Here is a 25,249-nt window from a genome sequence, read left to right on the forward strand (position 1 = left end):
CGGCCCTCGACCGCCGGTATGTCAGGACTGCGGGAGTTGCCCTGCCGCCGACGGGAGGTGCGCGGGCGCCTGTACGCAGGCGCGTGCACGTGCCCGGCCGGGGGCTGGGGCCAGGTGGCCTACTGAAAGTTCACACCGGAGTTCACTGTAGAGCGGCTGCACGGCGCCGCCTAGAGGGAGTCGGGCAACGCCCGGACCGCCAGGGCGTTTTCGGCCGGGAGGCGGGGCGTAACAGGTTGTCCACAGGCCGGACTGCGGTTGAGGGGCATGTGCCAGGATGGATTCGACCGGTCTTGTCCCGTGCTCCGAGGGGGGAGTGGATGTACGGCAATGTTCGGGGATCCGGGGGCGGCCCCCCGGGTGAGCGCCGCGCCGCGCGCCGGCGCAGCCTATTGGGCACGGCGTCGGCGTTGGGGGCGCTGCTGCTGGTGTCCGGGTGTTTCTCATCGTCCGACGGCGGCGAGGGCGACGGCAAGTCCCCCTCCACGCCTGGGCAGCAGCCCAAGTCCACGGTTCCGTACTGGGTCAACCCGGACGGCAAGGCGGCCCGCCAGGCCGCCGCGTACACCAAGGAAGGCAAGTCCGACGAAGCGCGCCTGATCGAGAAGATATCGACGCAGCCGGTGGCCGAATGGATGGGCGTCGAGGACCCGCAGGGCCAGGCCCGCGGCTTCACCGAAGCGGCCTCCAAGGCCGGCCGCGAGGCGCTGCTGGTGCTGTACAACATCCCGCACCGCGACTGCGGCAGCTATTCCAAGGGCGGCGCCTCGGACGGCAACGCCTACCGCGCGTGGCTGGACGGCGTCATCAAGGGCATCGGGGACCGCCCCACGACGGTCGTCCTGGAGCCGGACGCGCTGCCGCACCTGGAGGACCAGTGCACCCCCGAGGAGTTCCACGAGGAGCGCTACGCCCTGCTGACGGAGGCCGTCGGCAAGCTCAAGGCGCTGCCGCACACCAAGGTCTACCTGGACGCGGGCAACCCGCACTGGATCAAGGACCCCGGCCGCATGGTGGAGCCCCTGAAGCGGGCCGGCATCGACAAGGCCGACGGCTTCGCGCTCAACATCTCCAACTTCCAGACCACCGAGGAGAACAGGAAGTACGGCAAGCGGCTCTCCGCGATGGTGGGCGGCAAGCACTTCGTCATCGACACCAGCCGCAACGGCAACGGGCCGGCGCCCGGCGGTGACGACGAGGAGAGCTGGTGCAACCCGCGCGGCCGCGCCCTCGGCGCGACACCGACGACCCGGACCGGCGATCCGCTCGTGGACGCCTACCTGTGGATAAAGAGGCCCGGCGAATCCGACGGGACGTGCAAGGGCGGCCCCAAGGCGGGCGAGTGGTGGCCGGACTACGCGCTGGAGCTGGCCCGCAATACGAAGTAGCCGCAAGACGAAGTGGCTGCGCAAGACGAAGTGGCTGCGCAAGACGAAGCAGCCGCAACGGGAAGCAGCCGCGCAATACGAAGCAGCCGCGGCGGAACGACGGTGCGGGGCGCTCCGGGAAGCCCGTAACCCCGTAGCACCCCGCACCGTCGTCCGTCGTCCGTGGCCCGGCATCGGCCCGGCATCGGCCCGTCGCCACCACCTCAGTTCAGCCCCAGCCCCTTCAGCTCGGCCGGGGACGCCGTCGGCACCTTCACCCAGACCGCCTCGGACGGCGTGCCCTGGTCGTCCACGGCGTTGAGCATGTACCAGCCGGGCGGCACCAGCGTCGGGTCCTTCGGCAGGGTGACCGTGACCCCGCCCCTGGCGCCCCGGGACACCGTGAAGTCCAGCGCGATGGACCGCTGTTCGATGTTGGTGACGTGCGTGAACGAACCCGGCCGGATCAGCCGCATCTTCTTGATCGACGACGCGTGCCTGGTCGCGTACGTGGCCTTGCCGCCCAGCTGCACCGTCTTCGGCCCGGGATCCGTGAGCTCCGGCCGCGAGTCCCGGTACCGGTAGGGCGGTGTCCAGATGTCGATCTGCTGCTGGAAGACGCCGGGCTTGGTGTTGTCCTTGTCGGCGAAGAGCGAGTCGGACCCGAACGTCATGACCCGGCCGTCCGGCAGCAGCAGCGCGCCGGAGTGGTAGTTGCGTCCCACCAGCGGATCGGCCACCGCCCGCGAGGTGTTGGCCTTCGGGTCGTACAGCTCGGCGCTGAGGATGTTGCTGTCGCTGCGCCCCCGGTAGTCGCCGGAGCCGTTGGTGGTGAGCACCGTGTCGTCGGGCAGGATGACGCTGCTCGGGTAGCGCGCCTTCGCGTAGAGCGGCGGGCCGTCCGTGAAGTGCGGCTGGGCGGCGTGCAGGTCCACCAGCCGGGTCTTGTCGGTCGCCTTGGGGTCCTCGCCGACCCCGCCGCCGCCCAGCACCATGTACCGCTGGTCCTGTGCGGGCGGCAGCAGGACGGACATCGAGGTCTCCAGCACGTCCGGGTCGCTCATCCCGGGAATGATCTGGAACTTGTTGGTCTTCAGGTCCCAGATGCCGGGCGTGCGGCCGATGTTGTCGGGCCCGTACCCGGCGTTGGACCCGGTGTAGAGCAGGCGTCCCTTCTCGGTGAGGAAGAGCGCCGGGTAGGTCGGGAAGAAGCGCTGCTTGGGCAGGTAGGTCCACTTCTTCGTCTTCGGGTCGTAGACCTCCTGCTTGCCCGGGACGACCTGGCCGATCTCGTCGAGTCCCGAGGTGGACAGCACCTTGCCGTCCTCCAGGCCGGTCAGCGTCGGGTACCAGCGGGCCTCGTTCATCGGGTCGACCGGGATGTAGCGCTCGGCCACCGGGTCGAACTCGAACGAGTCCTTGATCCCCTGGAAGTCCTTCTTGTCGAAGGACAGCTTCTGCGCGATGCCGTAGAGGTTGCGGGCGTCGGCGCCGGCCAGGCCGTGGATGCGGTAGTTGTCCTGGGCGCCGGTGGAGTACTCGCGGCCCTCCTGGAGCGCTTCCACGTAGACCCGGGCCTCGCTGTGGGTGACCGTGACCTTCCCGGTCCGCGGGTCCGCCTTCTTCTTGGCGCGCGGGACGACGACCGGGTCCTTGGACGCGAAGGTCTTGCCGTTCTGCTTGCCGGTGAACAGCGTCCCGGCGGGGAACGTCTTCGGCGCGTCCGGGTTCTCGTTGTAGACGATCATGAGCCCGCCGGCCTTCTTCACGTCGCCGCCCAGCTTCTCGTAGCGCTGGGTGCCGCCGGCCACCAGCAGCTTGCCGTCCGGCAGCTGCGTGTGGCCCGCGCAGAAGAGGTCCTTCGGGGTGGGGATGTTCTTGAAGGTGTTCTTCACCGGGTCCCACAGGACCGTACGGAACGACTTCGCCGCGAAGTTCTCGGCGTTGTTCCCGGACCCGGCGACCAGCAGCACCTTGCCGGTGTGCAGCAGCGCGGCGTGAATCGTGTTGATCTTGTACTCGGGCGGTACGTCGACGACGTCCCAGTGGCCGTTGGCGGCCTTGTACTCCGGCTGGTTGATCTTGTAGTCGTGGTACTTCTCCGAGACGAACCCGAACAGGGCCGGGCCGTTCATCCCGGCCAGCGCGAGCACCACCGCCGCGCCTATCGCGACCCGCCTGGTGCGCCGGCTCGGACGGTACTTCATGTGGGACGTCCCCCAAGGGCGATCTGCGTGGTCCGGTCGGCGGTGGACGTGCGGCGGCGCCGGTCACCCGGGCCGCCGTGCCCGGCCTGGCCGCCCGGCGGCCCGGAGCCGAGTGCCGCGGGGCCCGGCGACGAGGCGCCCGGCGCCGGTACGGGGCTGCCGGAGCCGGTGCCGTCGCCGGCCGCCCAGCTGGGCTGGCGCTGCGGATGCGGTGCCTGCTGCGGCCCGCCGCCGGACCCCGGCGTGTCCCCGCGTGACTTCTTGCGCCTGTCCTGGCGGATGCCCCAGCGCCAGGCGAAGACGGGCGCCGCGGTGATCAGCAGCGCCAGCGTGGCCCAGGTGATCATCGCCGGGTGGCTGTGCCCGAAGTAGAACGAGGCCCCCAGCGAGCCCCCGAAGACCAGGATGAAGAACAGGTGCACCCGAAACGTTCCGAAGAGGGTGTCCGGGCTGGAGGAGTCGCCCTTCGGCGTCACCACGAACTTGCTCTTGCGGCGCAGCGCCGCGTCGAACAGCGAGCGCGCGTAGATCGGCGCGGAGAGCGCGGACATCACCATGCCGGCCACCCCGCCGGAGCCCTCCGGCTCGTGCGGTGAGACGTTGTGCCGGCGGTTCCACACGTACAGCCCGATCTGCAGCGCGGAGGCGTTGCCGTACAGCATCATCCACACCGCCGGGTCGATCTGGACGCCCGACGCGCCCAGGCCCAGGAACAGCGTGCAACTGAGGGCAGCCAGGATCCAGTTCAGGGCGGACATCGGGTAAAAGATGATCATCATCGTGTAGTTGAAGAACTTGCCCGGCGGCAGGGTGAAGGGCGCTTTCCAGAACTGCTTGAGGATGGTCTCGTACGTCCCGCGCGACCAGCGCAGCTGCTGGGTGAAGAAGTCCGTCCAGGCGGTGGGGCCTTCGCCGACCGCCAGGACGTCCGGGGTGTAGACCGAACGCCACTTCTTCCCGGTGTCCGGGTTGCGGTGCCGGTGCATCTCGAACCCGGTCGCCATGTCCTCGGTGATCGAGTCGTACAGGCCGCCGATCTGCTGGAGGGCCTTGATGCGTACGGCGTTGGAGGTGCCGACGAACATGGGCGCGCCGTAGCGGTTCCCGGCCCGCTGGATCAGCGCGTGGAAGAGGAACTGCTGCGACTCCGCCGCCTTGGTGACGAACGTGTCGTAATTGCCGTACACCTGCGGGCCGATGACGAAGCCCACGTCCGGGTCGCGGAAGAAACCGAGCATCCGCTCCAGGTAGTTGGGCAGCGGCACGTGGTCGGTGTCGACGGAGGCGAAGTAGTCGTAGGCGTCACCGTGCGCCTGGAGCCAGGCGTTGTAGTTGCCGTGCTTCGTCTTGGCGCGGTGCGGGCCCTTCTTCCGGTTCCACTGCGGGATGCCCTTGCGGGTGAAGTGGTGGACGCCCAGGCGCTCGCAGACCGCTTTGACGTCCGGGTCGTCGCCCTCGTCGAGGAGCCAGACGTGCAGCAGGCCGCGGTGGCGGATCTTCACGGCCGCCTCCAGTGTCTTGGTCACCATCTCCAGCGGCTCTTTGCCGGGCACGAACGAGGTGAGGAAGGCGACGCGGGTGCCGTTCTCCGGGACGACCGGGACGGGGTCGCGGGCCACCAGGGTGGCGTGGGCGTTGGACAGGACGTTCATGCACCGGAAGAATTCGATCAGTCCGATCGAGACCAGCATGACGATGTCCAGCACCGGCAGGAAGTCGTAGGCCGGGTGGTCCCGGTCGGTCCAGTGGGCCGGCTGCATCAGCCACGCGAGCAGGCCGAGCGAGAGCAGGGGAGCGGCGCCGAGCAGTAACGCCGCGCGTATTCGGTGTGGTTCGTCCGCCAGCAGGCTGCGGTAGCGCACCTTGTAGGGTTTGTCAGGGTCCGGCTGGGTCAGCGGCCCGGCGAGGCGGCTGTAGTGCTCGTAGTCGTAGCGCGGCAGCGGTTTGCGCTGCGGCCGGCGCTGCCAGTGCTGGCGCGGCACGCGCAGGCGTGTCGTCGCGGACGGGTCGTACTGGTGCTCCTGCCGGGCGCCGGTAGGCGGCGACGTCATGAGTCCATCCCCCCGGCACGCTTCTGGCTGCGTGCCCGTCTTCTCATGGCCCGAGCCTTGGGTCCCCCTCGACCGACCCGGGCGCAGATGGTGTCGGCCGCCTACGTCGTAGACGTGTGACGGCCGCCTTCCGGTTGCATGACTCCCGCTTCGACGCGTGTCGCGTGCCGCGGGTCCCCACTCCCACATTCATCGCAACCGGTATGTCACCCAACATGAGCGTGTACAGGCTCAGTTGGGCTCCGACATCCCGTCAGGGTCCCGAACCTCATATCTTGATCGCAAGGGTGAAACGGGGGGTGTACCGGACAAGCGAGTGCATTGATGGACGGGTCAGGTCGGAGGGGGCATTATTTTGGGCCCGAACTGCGCAGCCGCTGGCGGATGTTGTCGAAATGGCTGCGTACGGCCTGCTCCGCCCGCTGCGCGTCACCGTCCCGTACCGCCGCGAGGATCTCCGCGTGCTGGCGGTGGGTGATCCGCGGGTCGGCCCCCAGTCCGGCCAGGTCCGTCCGTACGCGGTGGAACGCCTCCCAGAACGCGTCCAGCACCTCGCTCAGCAGACGGTTGTCCAGCCCCCGGTAGAGCGCGGCGTGGAAGGCCCGGTCGGTGTCGGCCCGCACCGCGCCCCCGGCGGCCTCCTCCGCCATCCGCTCGACCAGCGCGTCCAGCTCCGCGAGGGCCGTCTGCGGCACCTGGCCCGCCAGCCGCGCGATCAGCCCGGTCTCCACCGCCTCGCGCAGCTCCAGCAGCTGGAGCAGGCTGTCCTCGCCCCGGTAGTGGCCGGCCACCGTACGGAAGGCCAGCCCCTCGGTCATCGGGGCCATCGACATCGGGCCGACGTAGGTGCCGAAGCCGTGCCGGATCTCCACGATGCCCATCGCCTGCAACGCCTTGAGCGCCTCCCGCACGGAGTTCCGGCTGACCCCGAGCAGCTCCATCAGGTCCGTCTCGGTGGGCAGCGGGGCGCCGGGGGCCAGCCGCCGGTCGATGATGAGCTTCTTGATCCGCTCCTGGTTGTCGCGCGCCATTGTGCGACTGTGCACCCCGTTCACCGTTTTGACCAGCGCTCCACCGGCCCGGCGCCGGGAAAACGGCGGCGGCGGGGAGTGGTCGGGAAAGGGGTGCCCGGAAAAGCACCGAGGTCCCTCGCAGCTGCGAGGGACCTCGGTGTGACGTGCGCCGCCAGGGACTCGAACCCCGGACCCGCTGATTAAGAGTCAGCTGCTCTAACCAACTGAGCTAGCGGCGCGCGCTGACGTAGAAAACTTTACACGAACTCCAGGGGTGCTCCCGACCGGCCGCCCGACTGCCCGGACCCGCCGAATGTGTGACCTGGGTCACCTGGCGTGCCGCCGTCCGGGGCGCGTTGGCGCCGCGCCGGAATTCCGGGCCGAGGGGGTCGAAAGTCCCGCGATCTTGGGACTTTCGTCGAGCCGGATGCCCGATTTGGTCTGTGAGTATGCTTTCGTATTGACTGATCATCAGTTGCCCCGTCAACATGCGATATCTCCTACCAGTTGAGAAGCTGTGGCAGGTGCGAAGGCGAACGGGAACGGAACGAGCCTGGAGGGGAACGGGAATGACAGTGCCGGGATTCGTGGAATTCGACCCCGCGGGCGCGTGCCCCTGCGGCGGCTGCGCCCAGGAGCGGCGCGCACTCCAGCACGCGCTCGCGGTCCGGGACGGCGGATACCCCGCCGCACACGGCGCCCGGCGCGCGCTGGTCCTCGTGGCGACCGCCGGAACGGTCCTGAGCAGCGGCGTTTCCGGATCCGGGACGGCCGTGGCGCTCGCCCCCGGAGCCGGCACGGGCGCGCAGGCCGGCCGCGACCGGGCCGCGCTCGCCCCCGCCGCGGCCCACGGCCTCGCACGGACCGCCCGGCCGGCCGCCGTGGCGGCGGCCCCCCTCACCCGGGCGCAGATCATCGCGCGGGCCCAGCGCTGGGTCAGCGCCCAGGTCCCGTACAACATGAATCGCTACTGGTCGGACGGCTACCGCCAGGACTGCTCCGGATTCATCTCGATGGCCTGGAACCTCGGCCGCAGCCAGTGGACCGGAAGCCTCGCCCAGTACGGCACCCGCATAGCGAAGAGCGAACTGCGGCCCGGCGACATGCTGCTCTTCCACAACCCGGGAAATCCGGGTGCCGGGTCCCACGCCACCATTTTCGGCGGCTGGGCCGACTCCTCCCGTACGCGCTACATCGCGTACGAGCAGACCCGGCCGCATACGGTGAAACGGTCGACGCCGTACGCCTATTGGAGCAATTCCCGGCAGTACGTCGCCTACCGCTACCGCGGCCTGGCCGATGGCGGAGATCCGGGCGGCGACCCGGGCGGCACCTCGGCGTTTCCCGGCGCGGGGTCGTTCGGGCCGGGCGCGCACAACGCGTACGTCACCCGGCTGGGCCGGATGCTCGTGGAGCGCGGCGGCGGCCGGTTCTACACGTCCGGGCCGGGCCCGCGCTGGAGCGAGGCGGACCGCCGGGCCACCGAGGCGTTCCAGCGCGCCCAGGGCTGGAACGGCGCCGAGGCCGACGGCATCCCGGGCCCGGCGACCTGGTCGTACCTGGTCAACGGCAGGGGCCGGGACATCACCGGCTCCGGCGGCGGCAGCGGTGCCGCGGCGTTCCCGGGCGCGGGCTGGTTCCGGCCCGGCCAGTCGAACGGATATGTCACCAGTCTCGGGAAGCGGCTGGTGAGCAAAGGATTCGGCAAGCACTACACCTCCGGCCCCGGGCCCCGGTGGACGGAGGCGGACCGCCGCAACGTCGAGGCGTTCCAGCGGGCCCAGGGCTGGACCGGCCGGGACGCCGACGGCTACCCCGGCCCCGAGACATGGCGGCGACTCTTTCGATGACGGAGCGCACGATGGCGACGAAGACCGAGACAGCGGACACCGGGAACGGGACGCCCCACCCGGGTGCGGAGCCCGGCACGGAGGCGGGGGCGGGGGCGGAGGCTGCGGGGAAGCCCGCTCCGGCTGCTGATGCAGCCTCAGGACGTCCTGGCCCGACCACTTCTGACCTGGCCTCAGCGCATCCCTCCGACCTGGCCCCGGATGGCGGTGCGGCCGGTGCCGACCCGGCCCCCGGCGCCCCGGAAGAGGCCGTACCCTCCGGGCCGCCCCGCTGGTCCGCACGTCTGCGGTCCGCCGGACACGGCGACAGCATCCCCATGGACATGCTCTACCGCGCCGAGCCGGACACCGGTACCGGCGGCGCGCCGGAGGACGACCGCGCGCCGGAGCTCGACTTCACCAAGGGCCCGCGCCGCTCGAACGGCGGCGCACCGCCCCACGGCCCGGGCGGCCCACCCGGCACGGACGGCCGGCGGGACGCGTCCGGTACCGCGTCCGGTACCGCGCCCGGTACCGCGTCCGCGGAGGCCGACACCGCCGAACAGCCGCGGGTGCCGGTCCCGCCGCCGGACCCGGCTCCGGAGAGCGCCCGTACCACCCCCGCCGACGCCGCCGTGGCCGGTATCGCCGCCGCGACCGGCCTGCTCGACACCGCGGAACGCGCCGCGCTCGACGACGCCCTCGGAGTGGTCGACGGCGGCAGCCGGTCCCGTACGGACGGCGCCCCCGCCGCCCACGACGGCCGGGACGCGGCCCCCGGCGGCCGGGCCTCGTGGTTCCGTGAACTCCCCGGTCCGGCCGAGCGCCGCGCCCCCGCGGAGGACACCGGACCGACCGAGCGGCGCGGCTTCTCCGTCTCCGGCTGGCTGGCCCTGTTCGCCGGTCTGCTGGCGATCACCTGTTCCGTGGCGTTCCTGTGGTGGCGGGGGATGCTGCCCCCCTCGGTGGTACGGGCCCTCGGCCTGGACATCGGCATCCGGCCCTCGCCGCACCTGTGGGAGTGGGCCCTGGCCGGTCTCGGCGGCGTGGTGGCGGTGTACGCCTTCGGCGGGCTGGCCCGCGGGCGGGTCGGCAGCGCCTGGGTGCTCAGCCTCTTCGGGCGCTACCGCGGCAGCGTGCGCCGTACCGGCCTGGTGTGGATCAGCCCCCTGGCGCTGCGCCGCCGGGTGGACGTACGGCTGCGGCACTGGCGCAGCGAGGCGATGCCGGCGGTCGACGCGGAGGGCATCCAGCTGCGGGTCGTGGTGCTCGTCGTATGGCGGGTGCGTGACACCGCGCGGGCCCTGCTCACCGTCCGCGACCACACCGCCTACCTGCGGGAACAGGTGGAGTCGGCGATGGCGCGGGTGCTGTCGCAGCTTCCGGCGGACGCGTTCCACGAGGAGGCGCCGACCCTGCGTGACGCGCAGGCGGTCGGCGAGGCCCTCACCCGGGCGCTGTCCGCCGACTGCCGGCCGGTCGGCATCGAGGTCTTCTCCGTCCAGCCGACCCGGATCGAGTACGCGCCGGAGGTGGCGGCGGCCATGCAGCGCCGCCAGATCGCGGTGATCGACGCCAAGCACCGCGACAGCGTGCTGACCTCGGTCGTGGACGCGGTCGACGACACCGTCAACCGGCTGACCAGCAGAGGACTGGTCGAGCTGGACGACTACGAGCGAAAAGCCCTGGTCAAGGACTTGACCGTGGCGTTCTACACGGCGCGCGGCAGCGCCGCGGCCAAGAGCTGACACAGCGGAGAGGCAGGCAGTGGGATGGGGACACCGGTGTTCGTCGAGGTCGTGGGGGCCGACTGCGGTTGCGCCTTCTGCAGCGGGGCCGCGGTCGAGTCCGCGGCGCGCAACGGCGGGAGACGGGCGCGGTGCACGGTGCGGGGCGCGGTCGCGGCGGCCGTGGGCGCGGTGACGCTCGTCGGCGCGGCGGCGGGTTCGGCGGGCGCCGAACCGGCACCCCGCCACGCGGGCTGGGACGGATCGAAGTACTGGTACCGGGACGCCACCGGCTGGTGGCGGTGGACCGGCCACTACGAGAAGTACGCGCGGCACGCGGGCGGTCCGGGCGCGAAGTCCGCCGCGGCGGCCCCGTCCTCCGCGCCCTCCTCCGCGGGCAGAAGCGCGCGCGGCCACAACCCCGCCCCCACCTTCCGTGGCCGGTCGGGCTGGGACGCCATCGACCGCGTGTACTGGTACCAGCAGGGCGGCAGCTGGTGGTGGACCAGCCACCGGGACCGTTACGAGGCCCGTACCGGCGGGCCGGGAGGGCCGGGCGACGACGCTCCCGCCGGTACCGAATCCGGTTCCGGCGCCGGGTCCGATTCCGAGAGCAGCGGGAGCGGCAAGGGCACCCCCGTCCGGTACGGCACCGAGGCCGCGATCCGGTGGGCGATGGCACAGATCGGCAAGCCCTACGCGTGGGGCGGCAACGGCCCGTCCGCGTTCGACTGCTCCGGCCTGGTCCAGCAGGCGTACCAGCGCGCGGGCATCTCGCTGCCCCGGGTCGCCGACGCCCAGTACCGCGCCTCGACACCGATCGAGCGGTCCCAGCTGCGCCGCGGCGACCTGGTCTTCTGGTCGTCGAACGGCTCCTCGTCCGGCGTCCACCACGTGGCGATCTACCTCGGCGGCGGTCAGTACCTGGAGGCGCCGCGGTCCGGCCGTACGGTCCGGGTCTCGTCCTTCGCCGCGTACCGCCCCTCCTTGTACGGGCGGGTCGGCTGACCCGTACGGGCGGGGCGACCGGCCACCCGCCGCCGCCGCGCCCGCCGCGCAGGCCCGCTCCCGAAGAAAGGCCGACCGTCATGGCGCCGACAGCACTCTCCCCTCTTCCGGCCCCGCCCGGCGAATCCCCCGCCGGCCCCGACCCCGTCATACCCGGCCCCGCCACCGACCTGCCCGTACGGGCGTCCGACCTGGGGGCGCACGGCTTCCTGCCCGCGCGGCCGCCCGTACGGACCATGGCCGGCACCTGGGTGCAGCTGAGCGACCTGGCCGGAGCGGCCGCCACCGCGCCGGACCGGGACTCCGCCCGCGCACTGATCGCGCGGGCGGGGCGGGACGGCGAACTGATGGCGCTGCGGCAGCGCGTCTCGCGCCTGTCGCCGCGCCACGCCGACGCCGCCTCCCTGCGGGTGGCGGTGATCGCGGCGGCCTGCGGCTGGAGCGGCCTGGACCCGCTCGCCCCCGTCTCCCGGCGCACCGCCGACGCGGCCTTTCTCGACCTGTGGTCGGCCGTCGCGCACCGCGTCGACCACCAGCAGTTCGTGGGGCTGCCCACGCTCGCCCTGCTGAACTGGGCGCCCGAGCGCAAGCCGCGCCGCAGTCTGCCGATCGACCAGCTCGCCCGTACGGAGGCGCTGGTCCCCGTCGTGCGCTGGTCGCCGGAGGGGCAGCCGCTCGGCCGGCTGGACCGGCTGATGCTGGCCACCACCCGGTTGGAGGCGCACGGCTGCTGGCTGTTCCGGCTGGCCGGGACGCTCGCCGGACGCGACCCCGGGGACGCGTCCACCGGTACGGCGCTGCGCCGCCTGATCCGTGTCCAGCACGCGCTGCGCGCCCAGCTCCGGAACGAGGCGGCGGACCTGCGGGCGGCCCCGGCTTCCGCGCGGCAGGGCGCGGTGCTCACCGCGCTCGCGGCGCAGGGGGCGCTGGAGCCGCCGGTGTTCCAGGCGGCGGACGCGGTGCTCGGCACGGGCGGACGCCGGGCGGGGGACACCGGCCGGCACCAGCTGCGCCGGTATCTGCCCGTGGCGCACCGCGCCTGGCTGACCGCGCTGGACCGGCACTGCGCACCCGTACGCACCCTCGCGCACCGCGGCGGCCCGGACGCCGCCGTCTACCGCGAGGCGCAGGAATCGCTGATCGCGCTGCGGCGTACGTACGCGGGTCTGGTGCACTGCGCAGCGCACCCGGATGCGCATCCGGGCGGGGGCGGGCTGCACGCCGTGGCCTGATCTCGTGGGGGGCTGTTGCGACGGCCGTACGGAAGCATCAACCGGCTGTCCCCTTGTTATTGGTCTGGACATGTCCAAGCGGCGTCACTAGTCTTCGATTTGGTCTAGACCGCACAGCACGCAAGTCAGCAGCTCATGGAACACCCCCCTCGTTTTTCAGGAGCACAACATGCGTAAGAAGCTCAGCGCTGCCGTGGTCGGTCTCGGCATCGCCGGAGTCTCCCTGTTCGCCACGGGTAGCGCTTCCAGCCACGGCTACAGCGATGCACCCCCCAGCCGTCAGGCGCTCTGCGCCAAGGGCACCGTCAAGAACTGCGGCTCGATCCAGTACGAGCCGCAGAGCGTCGAGGGCCCCAAGGGCTTCCCGGCGGCGGGCCCCGCGGACGGCAAGATATGTTCCGGCGGCAACAGCGGCTTCAAGGAACTGGACGACCCGCGCGGCGGCAAGTGGCCCGCCACCAACCTCAAGGGCGGCCAGGGCTACACCTTCCAGTGGCGCCTGACGGCCCGGCACGCCACCACGGACTTCCGCTACTACATCACCAAGGACGGCTACGACCCGAGCAAGCCGCTCACCCGGGCGGACCTCGAACCCGAGCCGTTCGTGACGGTGCCGATGGGCGGGCGGCAGCCGGCCGCGACCGTGCAGCACCAGGGCACGGTCCCCACCCAGAAGTCCGGCCACCACATCATCCTGGGCGTCTGGAACATCGCCGACACCGGTAACGCGTTCTACGCCTGCTCCGACGTCAACCTGTCGTAACCGGCGCCGGAGCTGCCGACGGGCCTCCCCGCCCTTCCTCCGGGGAGGCCCCCTCCGGCGGCGCCGCACCGGCGCCCTCCCCGGAGGGGATACCACCCTGCCGGGGAGGCCCCGTCCGCACCGCCCGTCCCCATACGTCCGTCCCCCCCCCCGCACCGCCCGTCCCCGTACGTCCGTCCCCCCTCGCACAGTCCTTTCGCGCAAGCCGTCCCCCTGTACGGTCCGTCCCCCGCACGGCTCGCTCCCCTCGCGGCCCCGTTCCCATCCGCCGGCCCGCATCCCCTAGGCAGCGCCGAGCGGCGGGAATATTCTGCTGGTTGGTCTGGACCGCAGTGCACTCGGCTCGCAGGAAACCCCCTCATGTTCCGGGAGCGACTATGCGCAAAAGGATCAGTGCGGCCGTCATCGGCCTGGGAATCATCGCCGCGTCCGTCCTGTCGACGAGCGGCGCGAGCAGTCACGGTTACACCGATTCCCCCATCAGCAGACAGAAACTGTGCGCCAACGGCACGGTGAAGAACTGCGGCGCGATCCAGTGGGAGCCGCAGAGCGTCGAAGGCCCCAAGGGCTTCCCGAACGGCGGACCCGCCGACGGCAAAATCTGCGCCGGCGGCAACGGCCGCTTCAAGGAGCTGGACGACCCGCGCGGCGGCCAGTGGCCGGCGACCAAGGTGAGCGCGGGGTCGTACACCTTCTCCTGGCGCTTCACCGCCTCGCACGCCACCACGGACTTCCGCTACTACATCACCAAGGACGGCTGGAACCCCAACCGGGCCGTGACCCGGGCGGACCTGGAACTCACCCCGTTCCTGAAGGTCCCGTACAACGGCCAGCGCCCGCCGTACACGTACACCCATCCGGGCACGCTGCCCAGCGGCAAGACCGGGCGGCACCTGATCGTCGGCGTGTGGACGATCGCCGACACCGGCAACGCGTTCTACGCCTGCTCGGACGTGCAGTTCTGACCGGGCGCGGCACGGCGTAGGGAACACATGCAGAAAACACGAATGGGCCTCCCGGAGCTGTGCTCCGAGAGGCCCACTCTCAGGTGCGCCGCCAGGGACTCGAACCCCGGACCCGCTGATTAAGAGTCAGCTGCTCTAACCAACTGAGCTAGCGGCGCGCGCTGACAAAAGAAATACTACCTGGTCCGAAGGGGTGCTTCCGACCACGGCCGACCGCAGCTGACCACGGCGCCGGTCGTGAAGCCCATCCGTGACGCCGGCCGCCTCCCGGAGGCCGTGCGGCGCCCGGGATCAGAGCGTCAGCGACAGCAGTACCGGAGCCGCCCGCCGGTTCAGCGCGTCGGCGGCCTGCCGCAGCCGGTGGGCGTGCTCCAGCGGCAGGGACAGGGCCAGGCAGCCGACCGTGGCGCCCGCCGTGATCGGTACGGCCGCGCAGACCGTGCCGACGGCGTACTCCTGGAGGTCGAGCATCGGGACCGTCGGCGGCTGGCTGTCCAGCTTGTGGAAGAGCACCTTCTCGTTGGTGATCGTCCGGGAGGTGAGGCGGGCGGTCTTGTGGCGGGAGAGGTGGTCCATCCGGCCGTCGTGGTCGAGCTGCGCCAGCAGGCATTTGCCGACCGCGCTGGCATGTGCCGTACGGCGGAATTCCGCCCACTCGTTGACCTTGGGGGCCCGCGGGCCGTCGGCGTAGTGCAGGATCTTGACCTCGCCGTCGATGTAACGGCTGATGTAGACCGCCGCGCCCACCGAGTCGCGCAGCTCGACGAGGGTGCGCTGCAGTTTGTCGTGCAGCGCCTCCTCGTGGCCGCCGCCCGAGCCGAGCAGCACGAGCGACTCGCCGACGACGTACGCGCCGTCGGTGACCTGCGCGACATAGCCCTCGCGGCGCAGCATCGCCAGCATGTGGGCGAGGTGGCCGGTCGGCAGGCCGGTGTCGCGCGCGATCTGGACGTCCGACACGCCGTCGGCGTGCCGGGCGATGGTTTCGAGCACGCGGAGGGCGTACTGCACCGAGTGGAACGGCGCGGTCGGCTCGGGCTTCAGCGCCACGGTGTCCCCCTAGCAGGTTGTGACCGTTTGCGTCGCTGCCGTCGCTGGCGGTCACGACCGTCGAGCATTACCGGCCGATCCCGGGCAGCGGGGCACGTACCACGATAGCGGTCAAAGCCGCCCGCTGGAGGGGGTCTTGACCGAAAAGGGCATCCGGCCACGCACCTGTACTGGAGTGTGGTCCGGAGGCATATGCCCAGGTCATTTCAGGGGGGATCGGAAGGCGGATACGCCGCCCCGCGGGTGCCCGGAGCGCGGCCGAAGCCGTGATCCGGGCACCGCGCCGCGACCTGCCGCGCCTCAGAGGACCGCGCTCAGGAACTCCCGTGTGCGGCTGTTCTCCGGCTCGCTGAAGATCTTCTCCGGTGAGCCGAACTCGATCACCCGTCCCTGGTCGAACATCATCACGCAGTCGGAGATGTCCCGCGCGAAGTTCATCTCGTGCGTGACGCAGAGCATGGTGATGTCGGTGGTGTGGGCGATGTCGCGCAGCACGTCCAGGACACCGGCCACCAGCTCCGGGTCGAGCGCGCTGGTCACCTCGTCCAGCAGCAGCACCTGCGGCCGCATGGCCAGAGCGCGCGCTATGGCGACCCGCTGCTGCTGGCCGCCGGACAGCTGGGACGGGTACTTGTCGATGTGCTCCGTCAGGCCGACCAGGTCCAGCAGCCCGCGGGCCCGCTCCTCGGCGGCGCCCTTGTCCAGGCCCAGGACGTGCACCGGTGCCTCGGTGATGTTGCGCAGCACCTTCATGTTGGGGAAGAGGTTGAACTGCTGGAACACCATCCCGATGTTCTTGCGCACCTCCCGGCAGTGCTTCTCGCCCGCCGGTACCAGCTTGCCGTTCTTCTCCTCGTGGGTCAGATACGCGTCGCCGACCTTTATCCTTCCCTCCTCCGGCTTCAGCAGCGTCATCAGCAGCCGCAGGATCGTGGTCTTGCCGGACCCGGACGGGCCGATCAGCGTCACGTGCTTGCCGGAGTAGACCGTCATGTCCAGCGAGTCCAGGACGGTGTGGGTGCCGAAGCGCTTGGTGACCCGGTCGAAGCGGACCAGCTCGGGGCCGTCCTCCTCGGTTCCGACCGTGGGCTGCGCGGGTTGCGCCGGCTGGGTGGGGGTGCTGTCATCGGACAAGGCGACGCTCCAGAACTCGCAGGAGTAGGGAGGTGGGGTACGAGATCACGACGAACAGCACGCCGACGACCGTGATCGGCTCCATGTAGTCGAAGGTGGTCGCGCTGATGCTGTTCGCCACGAAGAGCAGCTCCGCGACGGTGATCGCGGCCAGCATCGGCGTGTCCTTGAACATCGCGATGACGTAGTTGCCGAGCGCCGGGATCACCCGGCGGAACGCCTGCGGCAGGATCACCGAGGTCCAGGTGCGCCGGCGCGACAGGCTCAGCGCCGTCGCCGCCTCCCACTGGCCTTCCGGTACGCCGTCGATGCCCGCCCGGTAGACCTCGGCGGTGTACGTCGAGTAGTGCAGCCCCAGACCGATCACGCCGGTGGTCAGCGGGTTGAAGGTCAGGCCCCAGCCCGGCAGCACGAAGAAGAGGAAGAACAGCTGCACCAGCAGCGGTGTGTTGCGGACGAACTCGACGAAGACGCTGACCGGCCACGTCACCCAGCGGCTGGGGGAGCGCAGCAGCAAGGCCCACACCAGGCCGAGCGCGAACGCCACGAGCGAGCCGAGCAGCGTCGCCTGCACAGTGATCCACAGCCCGCTGAGCAGGTCGGGCAGGATGTCGCCGACGTACTCCCATGACCAGGTGTTCACGGCTTACCTCCGGGGGCAGTGATCACCTGCGGACCCTGCTTCGTGATCGGCAGCCGCCGCGAGAACCAGCCGGACTTCTCCGGCGCGCGGCCGATCGACGCCTTGGCCCGGCGTTCCAGGAGGCGCATGATCCGGGTCACCACGAACGCGATCACGAAGTAGAGGACCAGGATGATCCCGTAGACCTGGGCGCTCTGGCCCGTGGACAGCCGGGCCAGCTTGGCCTGGAAGGTCAGCTCCCCGATCGACAGCAGCGAGGCCAGGGCGGTGCCCTTGAGCAGCTCGATCAGCAGGTTGTTGAACGGCGGCATCATCTCCGGTACGGCCTGCGGCAGGAGGACCTTGCGCAGCCGCTGCCACGGCGTGAAGCTCAGCGCGATGGCCGCCTCGCGCTGGGCGGGCGCCACCGCCTGGATGGAGCCGCGTACGACCTCGGAGCCGTACGCCCCGTAGGACAGGCCGAGCGCCAGGGTGCCCGCCCAGAGGCCGGCGAGCTGCCAACCCAGCAGCGGCAGTGCGAAGAACAGCCAGAACATCAGGACCAGCGCCGAGGTGCCGCGGAAGAACTCCACGTAGACACCGGACAGGAAGCGGACGATCCACAGGTGCGACGTCCGGGCCAGGCCGATGCCGAAGGCGACGAGGGCGGCCAGGGCGGCGCTGTAGACCATCAGCTGGACGGTGATCCACATTCCTTTGAAGAACAGTTCCCACAAGGCTCCGGTCACCGGGCACAGAGCTCCTTCGCCGTGAGGTCGGTCATGAACTCCTCGGTGAACCCGAAGGGCCGGGCGATGCGCAGGAGTTCGCCGCTCTTCTTCATCTTGTGCAGCTCGCCGTTGAAGGCGTCCCGCAGCTTCGTCTCGCCGATCCGGAAGCCGTAACCGCCGCCGTCGCGCTGGGGTTTGCCGTCCACCTGGGGGGTGAAGGGGTGGGTCATCTCCACCTTGGGGTGCTTGCCGGTCTTCAGCGCCTCGATCATCGTCAGCGCGGTGCCGGCGAAGCAGTCGATACGGTCCGCCTCCAGCGCCTCCATGCCGGCGATCTGGTCGCCGTACGTCTGGATCTTCCCCTTCGCGACGCCGTTGCCGACCGCGTAGTCGATCTCCGCGTACCCGATGCCGGTGCCCATGCGCAGGCCGCCCTTGGCCACGTCCTCGTATGAAGCGATCTTCTTGGGGTTGCCCTTCGGCACGAGGAAGCCGTCCTTCGACTCGTAGTCCGGGTCGGAGAAGAGCACGGCCTGGCAGCGGGCCTTGTTGATGAACATGCCGGCCACGATCACGTCGTACTGGAAGGAGTGCAGGCCGGGCACGAGGGCGCCGAACTCGACCGGCACCGGCTCGAAGCGCTGCACCCCCAGCCGCTGGAAGATCGCCTTGGCGACGGCCGGTGCCTCGCCGGTCAGCTCACCCTGGCTGTTGATCGACGCGTACGGCGGCTCGCTGGCGATGCCCATCCGTACGACGTTCCTGTTGCGAAGATCATCGAGTAGGTGTCCCCCGTCCGTGGCTCCGGTGATGTCGACCTGTGAGCAACCGGCCGTCGCCCCCAGCGCACCTGTCAAACCCAGCGCCGCCGCTCCTGCGAGCAGTGAGCGGCGGCGGAACCCTGATGCGGTGTTTCCTGAGCTGTTCCCCTGTGGTGCAGCCATGGGCGCGGGGTTACCCGAACGCGTTGAAAATATGCCAATCGTTTCCAGCCCTTGATGTAAGCGGTGCGGGGCCGTGGCGCATGTCGGTCATGCGTGCATACGACACCCGTTCGGGGACGTTAACTGCGGGGCGCGTGTGGCTTGTTGACGACGGTCGGCAGCCACCGCGCGCCGTGGGGAAAGAGGCGGGTACCGCGTCCGGTGTTCCCGTGTGCATCGGGCCGCCCGCTGGTCCACCATGGGTCCGCAAAGCACCGTAAGGAGGCAGAATGACCGACCGTTTCATCGAAGTCTCCCTCGACAAGCGGGGCGTGCGCTGTACGGCCAAGCTGCTCGACGACCGTGCGCCGGTCACCTGTAAGGCCGTCTGGGACGCACTGCCGCTCGGCGGCGACGTCTACCACGCCAAGTACGCCCGCAACGAGATCTACGCCCTCGTCCCGCCGTTCGCCCCGGAGGAGCCGCCTCTGGAGAACCCGACCATCACGCCCATCCCCGGTGACCTGTGCTACTTCACTTTCACCGAGACCCAGTTGGGCACCGCCTCGTACGGCTACGAGAGCCAGGCCAAGCACCAGGGCCGCGCCACCGTCGTCGACCTCGCACTGTTCTACGAGCGCAACAACCTGCTGATCAACGGTGACGCGGGCTGGGTGCCGGGCATCGTGTGGGGCTCGGTGGTGGACGGCCTGGACCGGATGGCCGACGCCTGCCAGGACCTGTGGCGCGCCGGCGCCCTGGGGGAGACCCTCAGCTTCCGCCGGGCGTGAGCGGGGCGGGCAGGCCCGCGGCCCCCGACGTGTAGAGGGCGTGCGCGGCGCGCAGGACCAGCGCGTCCGCGTGCCGCGCGCCCACCAGCTGCACTCCGATCGGCAGCCCGCTCCCGTCCACGCCGCACGGCACGGTCGCGGCGGGCTGCTGCGTCATGTTGAACGGGTACGTGAACGGCGTCCAGCCCGTCCAGCGCCGGTGCCCGGACCCGGCCGGCACCTCCGCCCCCGCCTCGAAGGCGGTGATCGGCTCGGTCGGCGTCACGAGCAGGTCGTACGTGCTGTGGAAGCGGCCCATCGCCAGCCCCAGCGCCATCCGTACGTCCACCGCCGCCAGGTAGTCCAGCGCGCTGCGCCGCGCGCCCTCCGCGCAGATCTCCCGCAGGCCCGGATCGAGCAGCTCCCGCTGCGCGTGGCTCAGGTGCTGCACCACCCGCGCCGCGCCGCTGAACCACAGCGTGTGGAACTCCTCCACCGGGTCCGCGATGCCCGGGTCGGCCTCCTCCACGTGCGCGCCCAGCTCGGCGAGCCGGTCCACGGCCCGCCGCACCGCGGCGGCGACCTCCGGCTGCACCGGCACGTCCCACCCCAGCGACGGGCTGTAGGCCACCCGCAGCCCGGCCACCGGCCGCTCCAGCTCCTCCCGGAACGAGCCGGCGGGCGGCGCGAGCTGCGACCAGTCCCGCCAGTCGGCCCCGGTGATCACGTCCATCAGCAGCGCCGCGTCGGCCGCGTCCCGGGTCATCGGCCCGACGTGCGCCAGCGTCCCGAACGGACTCGCCGGGAACAGCGGCACCCGCCCGTACGTCGGCTTCAGCGCGAAGATCCCGCAGAAGGACCCGGGGATGCGCACCGACCCGCCGCCGTCCGTGCCCAGGCTCAGCGGCCCGGCGCCGAGCGCGACGGCCGCCGCGCCGCCGCCGCTGGACCCGCCCGCCGTACGGGACGGGTCGTACGGATTGCCCGTCACCCCGTGCCGCGGACTGTCCGTGACGCCCTTCCACCCGAACTCGGGCGTGGTGGTCTTGCCCACGAACACCGCGCCGTGCTCGCGCAGCCGCGCCACCGACGGCGCGTCCGCGTCCCAGAGCGCGCCCTCCTCGCGCACCGTGTGCGAGCCGCGCAGCGTCGGCGTCCCACGGGTCAGCAGCAGGTCCTTGACCGTGGCCGGCACTCCGTCGACCAGTCCGGCGGGCCGCCCGGACCGCCACCGTTCCTCGGACGCCTTCGCCGCGGTCAGCGCGTCCTCCGCGTCGATCCGGGTGAAGGCGTTCACCCGCTCCTGGGCCAGCGCGGCGCGTTCGACCACCGCCTGTACCGCTTCGACCGGCGAGAACTCGCCCGCCGCGTACCCGGCGACCAGCCGCACCGCCGAGCAGTCCGCCAGATCCGTCACCTCAGCCATCCCGACCTCCATCGACGAACGGTCCCCTGCCACGGTCCCGGAAGATCAGGCGCCCGGTACGTAGCCCAGCTGTTTGTCCACCACATTGGTGAGCGGCTCGCCCGCCGCCCACCGGTCGAAGTTGTCCGCGAACTGCTCGGCCAGCGCGTCCCGCCAGCCCAGCGTGTCGCCGCTCATGTGCGGAGAGACGATCAGGTGCGGCACGTCCCACAGGGCGCTGTCCGCCGTCAGCGGCTCGTGCGCGAAGACGTCCAGGGCCGCCGCCGCGATACGCCACTCCCGCAGCGCCGCCACCAGGTCGTCCTCGACGACGAGCGGCCCGCGGGCCACATTGATGAAGCGGGCCCGCTGCCGCATCCGGCCGAAGGCGGCCCGGTCGAACATGCCGCGCGTCCCGTCGGTCAGCGGCGCCGCGCACACCACCCAGTCGGCCGTGCCCAGCAGGCCGTCGAGCGCGCCGCTCGCGTGCACCCGGCCGAAGTCGGGATCGTCCGTATGCTCCCGCCGTCCGACCAGATCCACCCTGACACCCAGTGCCAGCAGCGTCCGGCCGATGGCCCGGCCGATCGGCCCCGAACCCACCACGACGGCCCGGCTGCCCGCCACCCGCAGTGTCTCCCGGTGCCGCCAGCGCCGCTGCCGCTGGAGCTCCCAACTGCCGTAGAGATCCTTGGCCATGGCGATCACCAGCCCGGCCACGTACTCGGCGATCGGCTGCTCGAAGACCCCGCGCGCGTTGGTCACCTGGGTCGCGTCGGCGGCGAGCTCGGGGCACATGAGCCGGTCCACGCCCGCGCTCGCGGTGTGCACCCAAACGGGTCGGCGGCCGCCGCCGGGCCAGGCGTCCCGGATGGCGTCGGAGGTGAAATCCCAGGCCAACACCACATCAGCGGAGGGAAGTTGACCGGCGAAGGTCCGGTCGTCGGCGTACACCAGCCGGGCGCGGCCGGCCAGCCGGTCCAGCTTCGGAGGCGGGTCGGAACCAAGAACAAGGACGGTGCTTTCGGACATAGGCCAGAAACCGTTCTGAAACGTGAGCCCCTTTAAATGAAAGGAGGCGCCGACAGATGCCTGAGATGCGAGGATTGACCACGCTAAGAAGTCGTAACTACCGTGTCAACAACGGCTCTGTCCCGACGTCCCCGGCTTGTGCCGGTCGCACCACGAACCCCTGGGCAATGGCCTTGCCCTTACCAGCCCTTCGCTCTTCTGGGGGCATCATGGACGTCTCATTTCTGGGGGGACCGAAGCCTCAGCTCGGCGTGGGTGTCGTCGCTCCTTTCGACTTCGCCCTGGACCGCGAGCTGTGGCGCTGGATCCCCGACGATGTGTCCCTCCACCTCACCCGAACCCCTTTCGTGCCCGTCGAGGTGAGCCTCGACCTGGCCCGCCTCGTCAGTGAACACGAAACCCTGCACGCCGCCGTCCAGGCGCTGTGCGCCGTATCCCCGCAGGTCGTCTCGTACGCCTGCACCTCGGGCAGCTTCGTCGGCGGCGTGGCGGGCGAGCGCGCCATGTGCGCCGCCATGACCCGGGCGGGGGAGCGGCTCCCGGCGCTCACCACCTCCGGCGCGCTCCTCGAAGCGCTGCGCGAGATCGGCGCGTGGCGGATCGCGGTCGTCACCCCCTACACCAAATCGGTGACCGACTCCCTGGAGGAGTACCTGAGAGAGGCCGGCGTCACCGTCACCGGCCGCGCCTACCTGGGCCTGACCCGGCACATCTGGAAAGTGCCGTACCGCGACGTCGTCGACATGGCCCGGCAGGCCGTCATCGGCGCCGCGGACGCCCTCTTCATCAGCTGCACGAACCTGCCGACGTACGACGTCATCCCGCAGCTGGAAGCCGAACTGCGGATGCCGGTCCTGTCCGCCAACCAGGTCACGATGTGGGCCTCCCTGCGGGCCATCGGAGCCGACGCCATCGGCCCGTACCAGGCGCTGGTGGACCCCGTCGCCAGACGCGGCCCGGCCTCCATGACCGCCTCCTGGGGCCCGGAGGAAGGGGGCGGGATACCGCGGCGGGACGGGCTGTCCGAGGCGGCGTTCGCCGGTTCGGCGGTCCCGTCGTCCGAGGCGGATCCGGCCGACGGACTGGACGTACCGCCCTTTCATCCGCCGGAGGACCCCGGCCCGGCGGCGCCGGTCTGACGCGCACGGGCGGCGCCCCGCCGGATGCCGCCCCCGCCCCGTACCCCGTCCCGCACCCCGCCGTGCGCCCCGCGCGCGTGCCCACGGGGCGGCGCTCACGCCGTAGTACGCACCCCCACACGCATCCCTCCACCCGCATCCCTCCACCCAGTCAGGAGACGTGCATGGCATCCACGGTCGGTTTCCTCTACCCCGGCCACTCCGCCGAGGACGACTACCCCCGGCTGGAGACCCTCCTCGGCAACGGCCTGCGCCTGCCGCTCGTCCACACCGACATCGGCGAGGACGCCCACCGCGTCGACGCGCTGCTGGAGATGGGCTCCGCCGCGCGGCTCGCCGCCGGCGTCGCCGACCTCAGGAGCCGCGGCGCCGAAGCCGTCGTCTGGGCCTGCACCAGCGCCAGCTTCGTCTTTGGCTGGGAGGGCGCCCAGGAGCAGGTGCGCGCGCTGTCGGCCACCGCCGGGCTGCCCGCCTCCAGTACCTCCTTCGCCTTCGCGCACGCCGTACGGGCCCTGGGCGCCGAACGTGTGGCCATCGCCGCGACCTACCCCGACGACGTCGCCGAATGCTTCCGCGCCTTCCTGAAGTCCGCGGGTACGGAGGTCGTCTCGACGTGCGGCAGCGGGATCATCACCGCCGCCGAGGTCGGCACGTGGGGCCTGGAGGAAGTCCTGCTGCTCGCCCGTACGGGGGACCACCCCGACGCCGAGGCGGTGCTGCTCCCCGACACGGCCCTGCACACCGCCGCCTACCTCCCCGCCATCGAGGAGGAGCTGCGCAAACCGGTGCTCACCGCCAACCAGGTCACCGCCTGGGAGGGGCTGCGGCTGCTGGACCGCACGGTCGCCTGCCCGGCGCTGGGCACCCTGTTCGCCGGGTCGTCCGTGCCGTCCGCCGTGCGGTAGCGGCGCCGGGGTCCGCCTGCCGAACCGCTCTCCCCGCCCGCCCGGGAATAACCGGAGAACTACTCCGGTTATTCTCCGGGCAGACCAGCGACGCGAGGAGGGCCCGCACCGTGAGCGGCGACCACGACGAGATCCGGGACCACGACGGGAACCGGACCGATGACGGCATCGGGGACGGCATCGGGAACGGCGACGGCATCCGGGGCACGGCCCCCGGCACCGCGCCCGTCCCCCTGTCCGTACTCGACCTGGTGACGGTGGGCGCCGGGCACACCGCCTCCGAGGCCGTACGGACCGCCGTCGGCATCGCCCGCACGGCCGAGCGCCGCGGCTTCCACCGCTACTGGGTCGCCGAGCACCACTCGATGCCCGGCGTGGCCTCCTCGTCCCCGGCGGTCCTGCTGGCGCACCTCGCCGCGCACACCGAGCGCATCCGGCTCGGCTCCGGCGGCGTCATGTTGCCCAACCACGCCCCGTTGGTGATCGCCGAGCAGTTCGGCACCCTGGAGGCGATGGCCCCCGGCCGGGTCGACCTCGGCCTCGGCCGCGCCCCCGGCACCGACGGCGCCACCGCCGCCGCGCTGCGCCGCACCGAGCGGCTCCACGAGGGCGCCGACGAATTCCCCCAGCAGCTCGCGGAACTGACGCGCTTCCTGGACGACGACTTCCCCGACGGGCACCCGTACAGCCGCATCCACGCGGTGCCCGGTCCGGTCCAGGCGACGTCCCCGGGCGGCGTCCAGTCGGCGCACCGGCCGCCGCTGTGGCTGCTCGGCTCCTCCGGCTTCAGCGCCCAGCTGGCGGGCCGCCTGGGCCTGCCGTTCGCCTTCGCCCACCACTTCTCGGCGGCGAACACCATCCCCGCGCTGGACCTGTACCGCGAGTCCTTCCGCCCCTCCGCGGTCCTGGACAAGCCGTACGCGCTGATCGGTGTCGCCGCGCTGGCCGCCGAGGACGAGAAGGAGGCGCACCGCCAGGTCCTCACCGGCGCGCTGTCCATGATCCGGCTGCGCACCGGACGCCCCGGGCTGGTGCCCAGCCCCGAGGAGGCCGCGGCGTACGCGTTCAGAGGCATGGAGCGCGACTTCGTCGACAGCTGGCTGTCCAACATCATTTACGGCACGCCCGACGCGGTACGCACCGGCCTGGACGACCTCGTCAAGCGCACCGGCGCGGACGAGCTGATGATCACGGCCAACGCGCACGGCGGCGGGACCCGGCTGCGGTCGTACGAGCTGATCGCGGACGCGTACGGGCTGCCGACGGCGTAGGAGCCCTGCGCGCGGATCGGAGCCCTGCGCGCGGAGCGGGCGGGCGCACCGGAGGGGGGCCGGGGTGCCGGAGCGGGCGGGTGCATCGGAGTGGGCGGGTGCACT

General features: G+C 71.4%; 21 protein-coding genes and 2 tRNA genes. 11 read left to right on the top strand and 12 right to left on the bottom strand.

The features are described from left to right. Positions 1–320 precede the first annotated feature (320 nt). The gene (locus tag A6A06_RS12305) at positions 321–1,388 is read left to right on the top strand and encodes a glycoside hydrolase family 6 protein (protein ID WP_073761259.1); all 1,068 of its coding nucleotides are present in this window, start codon (positions 321–323) and stop codon (positions 1,386–1,388) included. Between the two features lie 203 nt (positions 1,389–1,591). Here A6A06_RS12305 and A6A06_RS12310 read toward each other — a convergent pair whose 3' ends face one another. The 4 genes from A6A06_RS12310 to A6A06_RS12325 all read right to left on the bottom strand — a co-directional run bounded on the left by A6A06_RS12310 (position 1,592) and on the right by A6A06_RS12325 (position 6,877). Then, positions 1,592–3,574: a kelch motif-containing protein gene (locus A6A06_RS12310; protein ID WP_073761260.1), complete on the bottom strand. Its 1,983-nt coding sequence runs from the start codon at positions 3,572–3,574 to the stop codon at positions 1,592–1,594. After that, positions 3,571–5,625 (bottom strand): glycosyltransferase family 2 protein, encoded by a 2,055-nt coding sequence (locus tag A6A06_RS12315; RefSeq protein ID WP_073761261.1) that lies wholly within the window; start codon positions 5,623–5,625, stop codon positions 3,571–3,573. The genes A6A06_RS12310 and A6A06_RS12315 overlap by 4 nt, the downstream gene beginning before the upstream one ends. Positions 5,626–5,975: 350 nt before the next feature. Next, positions 5,976–6,656, bottom strand: a complete 681-nt coding sequence (locus tag A6A06_RS12320; RefSeq protein WP_073761262.1) for a FadR/GntR family transcriptional regulator — start codon at positions 6,654–6,656, stop codon at positions 5,976–5,978. A 147-nt stretch (positions 6,657–6,803) separates the two neighbouring features. Beyond that, positions 6,804–6,877 (bottom strand) — tRNA-Lys (locus A6A06_RS12325). Positions 6,878–7,207: 330 nt separating this feature from the next. Between A6A06_RS12325 and A6A06_RS12330 the strand changes: the two genes are divergently transcribed. The 6 genes from A6A06_RS12330 to A6A06_RS12355 all read left to right on the top strand — a co-directional run bounded on the left by A6A06_RS12330 (position 7,208) and on the right by A6A06_RS12355 (position 14,162). Beyond that, positions 7,208–8,488, top strand: coding sequence for a peptidoglycan-binding protein (locus A6A06_RS12330; protein ID WP_073761263.1), 1,281 nt, complete (start codon positions 7,208–7,210; stop codon positions 8,486–8,488). Positions 8,489–8,805: 317 nt separating this feature from the next. Further along, complete coding sequence (locus tag A6A06_RS12335) at positions 8,806–10,215, top strand: SPFH domain-containing protein (protein ID WP_079193975.1); 1,410 nt, start codon at positions 8,806–8,808, stop codon at positions 10,213–10,215. 24 nt (positions 10,216–10,239) lie between these two features. Further along, positions 10,240–11,202 (top strand): C40 family peptidase, encoded by a 963-nt coding sequence (locus A6A06_RS12340; protein ID WP_073761264.1) that lies wholly within the window; start codon positions 10,240–10,242, stop codon positions 11,200–11,202. A gap of 80 nt (positions 11,203–11,282) precedes the next feature. Continuing rightward, positions 11,283–12,434: a hypothetical protein gene (locus A6A06_RS12345; protein WP_073761265.1), complete on the top strand. Its 1,152-nt coding sequence runs from the start codon at positions 11,283–11,285 to the stop codon at positions 12,432–12,434. A gap of 169 nt (positions 12,435–12,603) precedes the next feature. After that, the gene (locus tag A6A06_RS12350; RefSeq protein ID WP_073761266.1) at positions 12,604–13,197 is read left to right on the top strand and encodes a lytic polysaccharide monooxygenase auxiliary activity family 9 protein; all 594 of its coding nucleotides are present in this window, start codon (positions 12,604–12,606) and stop codon (positions 13,195–13,197) included. A 377-nt stretch (positions 13,198–13,574) separates the two neighbouring features. Beyond that, a complete protein-coding gene (locus tag A6A06_RS12355; RefSeq protein WP_073761267.1) occupies positions 13,575–14,162 on the top strand; it encodes a lytic polysaccharide monooxygenase auxiliary activity family 9 protein in 588 nt (195 codons plus the stop codon). 84 nt (positions 14,163–14,246) lie between these two features. Here A6A06_RS12355 and A6A06_RS12360 read toward each other — a convergent pair. The 6 genes from A6A06_RS12360 to ehuB form a co-directional block, all read right to left on the bottom strand. Then, positions 14,247–14,320 (bottom strand) — tRNA-Lys (locus A6A06_RS12360). A gap of 133 nt (positions 14,321–14,453) precedes the next feature. Further along, positions 14,454–15,212 carry an IclR family transcriptional regulator gene (locus A6A06_RS12365; protein WP_073761268.1) on the bottom strand — a complete coding sequence of 253 codons (759 nt, stop codon included), beginning with the start codon at positions 15,210–15,212 and terminating at the stop codon, positions 14,454–14,456. 300 nt (positions 15,213–15,512) lie between these two features. Further along, on the bottom strand, positions 15,513–16,346 hold the full coding sequence (gene ehuA / locus A6A06_RS12370) for an ectoine/hydroxyectoine ABC transporter ATP-binding protein EhuA (RefSeq protein WP_073761269.1): 834 nt from the start codon (positions 16,344–16,346) through the stop codon (positions 15,513–15,515). Beyond that, a complete protein-coding gene (ehuD, locus tag A6A06_RS12375) occupies positions 16,336–16,989 on the bottom strand; it encodes an ectoine/hydroxyectoine ABC transporter permease subunit EhuD (protein ID WP_073761270.1) in 654 nt (217 codons plus the stop codon). The genes ehuA and ehuD overlap by 11 nt, the downstream gene beginning before the upstream one ends. Then, positions 16,986–17,717, bottom strand: a complete 732-nt coding sequence (ehuC, locus tag A6A06_RS12380; protein ID WP_073761271.1) for an ectoine/hydroxyectoine ABC transporter permease subunit EhuC — start codon at positions 17,715–17,717, stop codon at positions 16,986–16,988. Before ehuC ends, ehuD begins: the two co-directional genes overlap by 4 nt. Continuing rightward, complete coding sequence (gene ehuB, locus A6A06_RS12385) at positions 17,714–18,643, bottom strand: ectoine/hydroxyectoine ABC transporter substrate-binding protein EhuB (protein WP_073761272.1); 930 nt, start codon at positions 18,641–18,643, stop codon at positions 17,714–17,716. The genes ehuC and ehuB overlap by 4 nt, the downstream gene beginning before the upstream one ends. A 269-nt stretch (positions 18,644–18,912) precedes the next feature. Here ehuB and A6A06_RS12390 point away from each other — a divergent pair, with 269 nt between their 5' ends. Continuing rightward, complete coding sequence (locus A6A06_RS12390; RefSeq protein ID WP_073761273.1) at positions 18,913–19,413, top strand: DUF3830 family protein; 501 nt, start codon at positions 18,913–18,915, stop codon at positions 19,411–19,413. On the opposite strand, the gene A6A06_RS12395 is transcribed toward A6A06_RS12390, so the two are convergent. Then, on the bottom strand, positions 19,394–20,818 hold the full coding sequence (locus A6A06_RS12395) for an amidase (protein ID WP_073761274.1): 1,425 nt from the start codon (positions 20,816–20,818) through the stop codon (positions 19,394–19,396). The genes A6A06_RS12390 and A6A06_RS12395 overlap by 20 nt on opposite strands. Positions 20,819–20,863: 45 nt before the next feature. Beyond that, positions 20,864–21,829: a D-2-hydroxyacid dehydrogenase gene (locus A6A06_RS12400; protein WP_073761275.1), complete on the bottom strand. Its 966-nt coding sequence runs from the start codon at positions 21,827–21,829 to the stop codon at positions 20,864–20,866. Between the two features lie 209 nt (positions 21,830–22,038). On the opposite strand from A6A06_RS12400, the gene A6A06_RS12405 reads away from it, so the two are divergent. The 3 genes from A6A06_RS12405 to A6A06_RS12415 all read left to right on the top strand — a co-directional run bounded on the left by A6A06_RS12405 (position 22,039) and on the right by A6A06_RS12415 (position 25,144). Beyond that, complete coding sequence (locus tag A6A06_RS12405; RefSeq protein ID WP_073761276.1) at positions 22,039–22,968, top strand: maleate cis-trans isomerase family protein; 930 nt, start codon at positions 22,039–22,041, stop codon at positions 22,966–22,968. A 164-nt stretch (positions 22,969–23,132) separates the two neighbouring features. Beyond that, on the top strand, positions 23,133–23,873 hold the full coding sequence (locus A6A06_RS12410) for a maleate cis-trans isomerase family protein (RefSeq protein WP_073761277.1): 741 nt from the start codon (positions 23,133–23,135) through the stop codon (positions 23,871–23,873). 110 nt (positions 23,874–23,983) lie between these two features. Then, positions 23,984–25,144 carry an LLM class flavin-dependent oxidoreductase gene (locus A6A06_RS12415; protein ID WP_443333734.1) on the top strand — a complete coding sequence of 387 codons (1,161 nt, stop codon included), beginning with the start codon at positions 23,984–23,986 and terminating at the stop codon, positions 25,142–25,144. Positions 25,145–25,249 lie beyond the last annotated feature (105 nt).

The sequence above is a fragment of the Streptomyces sp. CB02923 genome (assembly GCF_001905005.1).
Classification (GTDB): Bacteria; Actinomycetota; Actinomycetes; order Streptomycetales; family Streptomycetaceae; genus Streptomyces.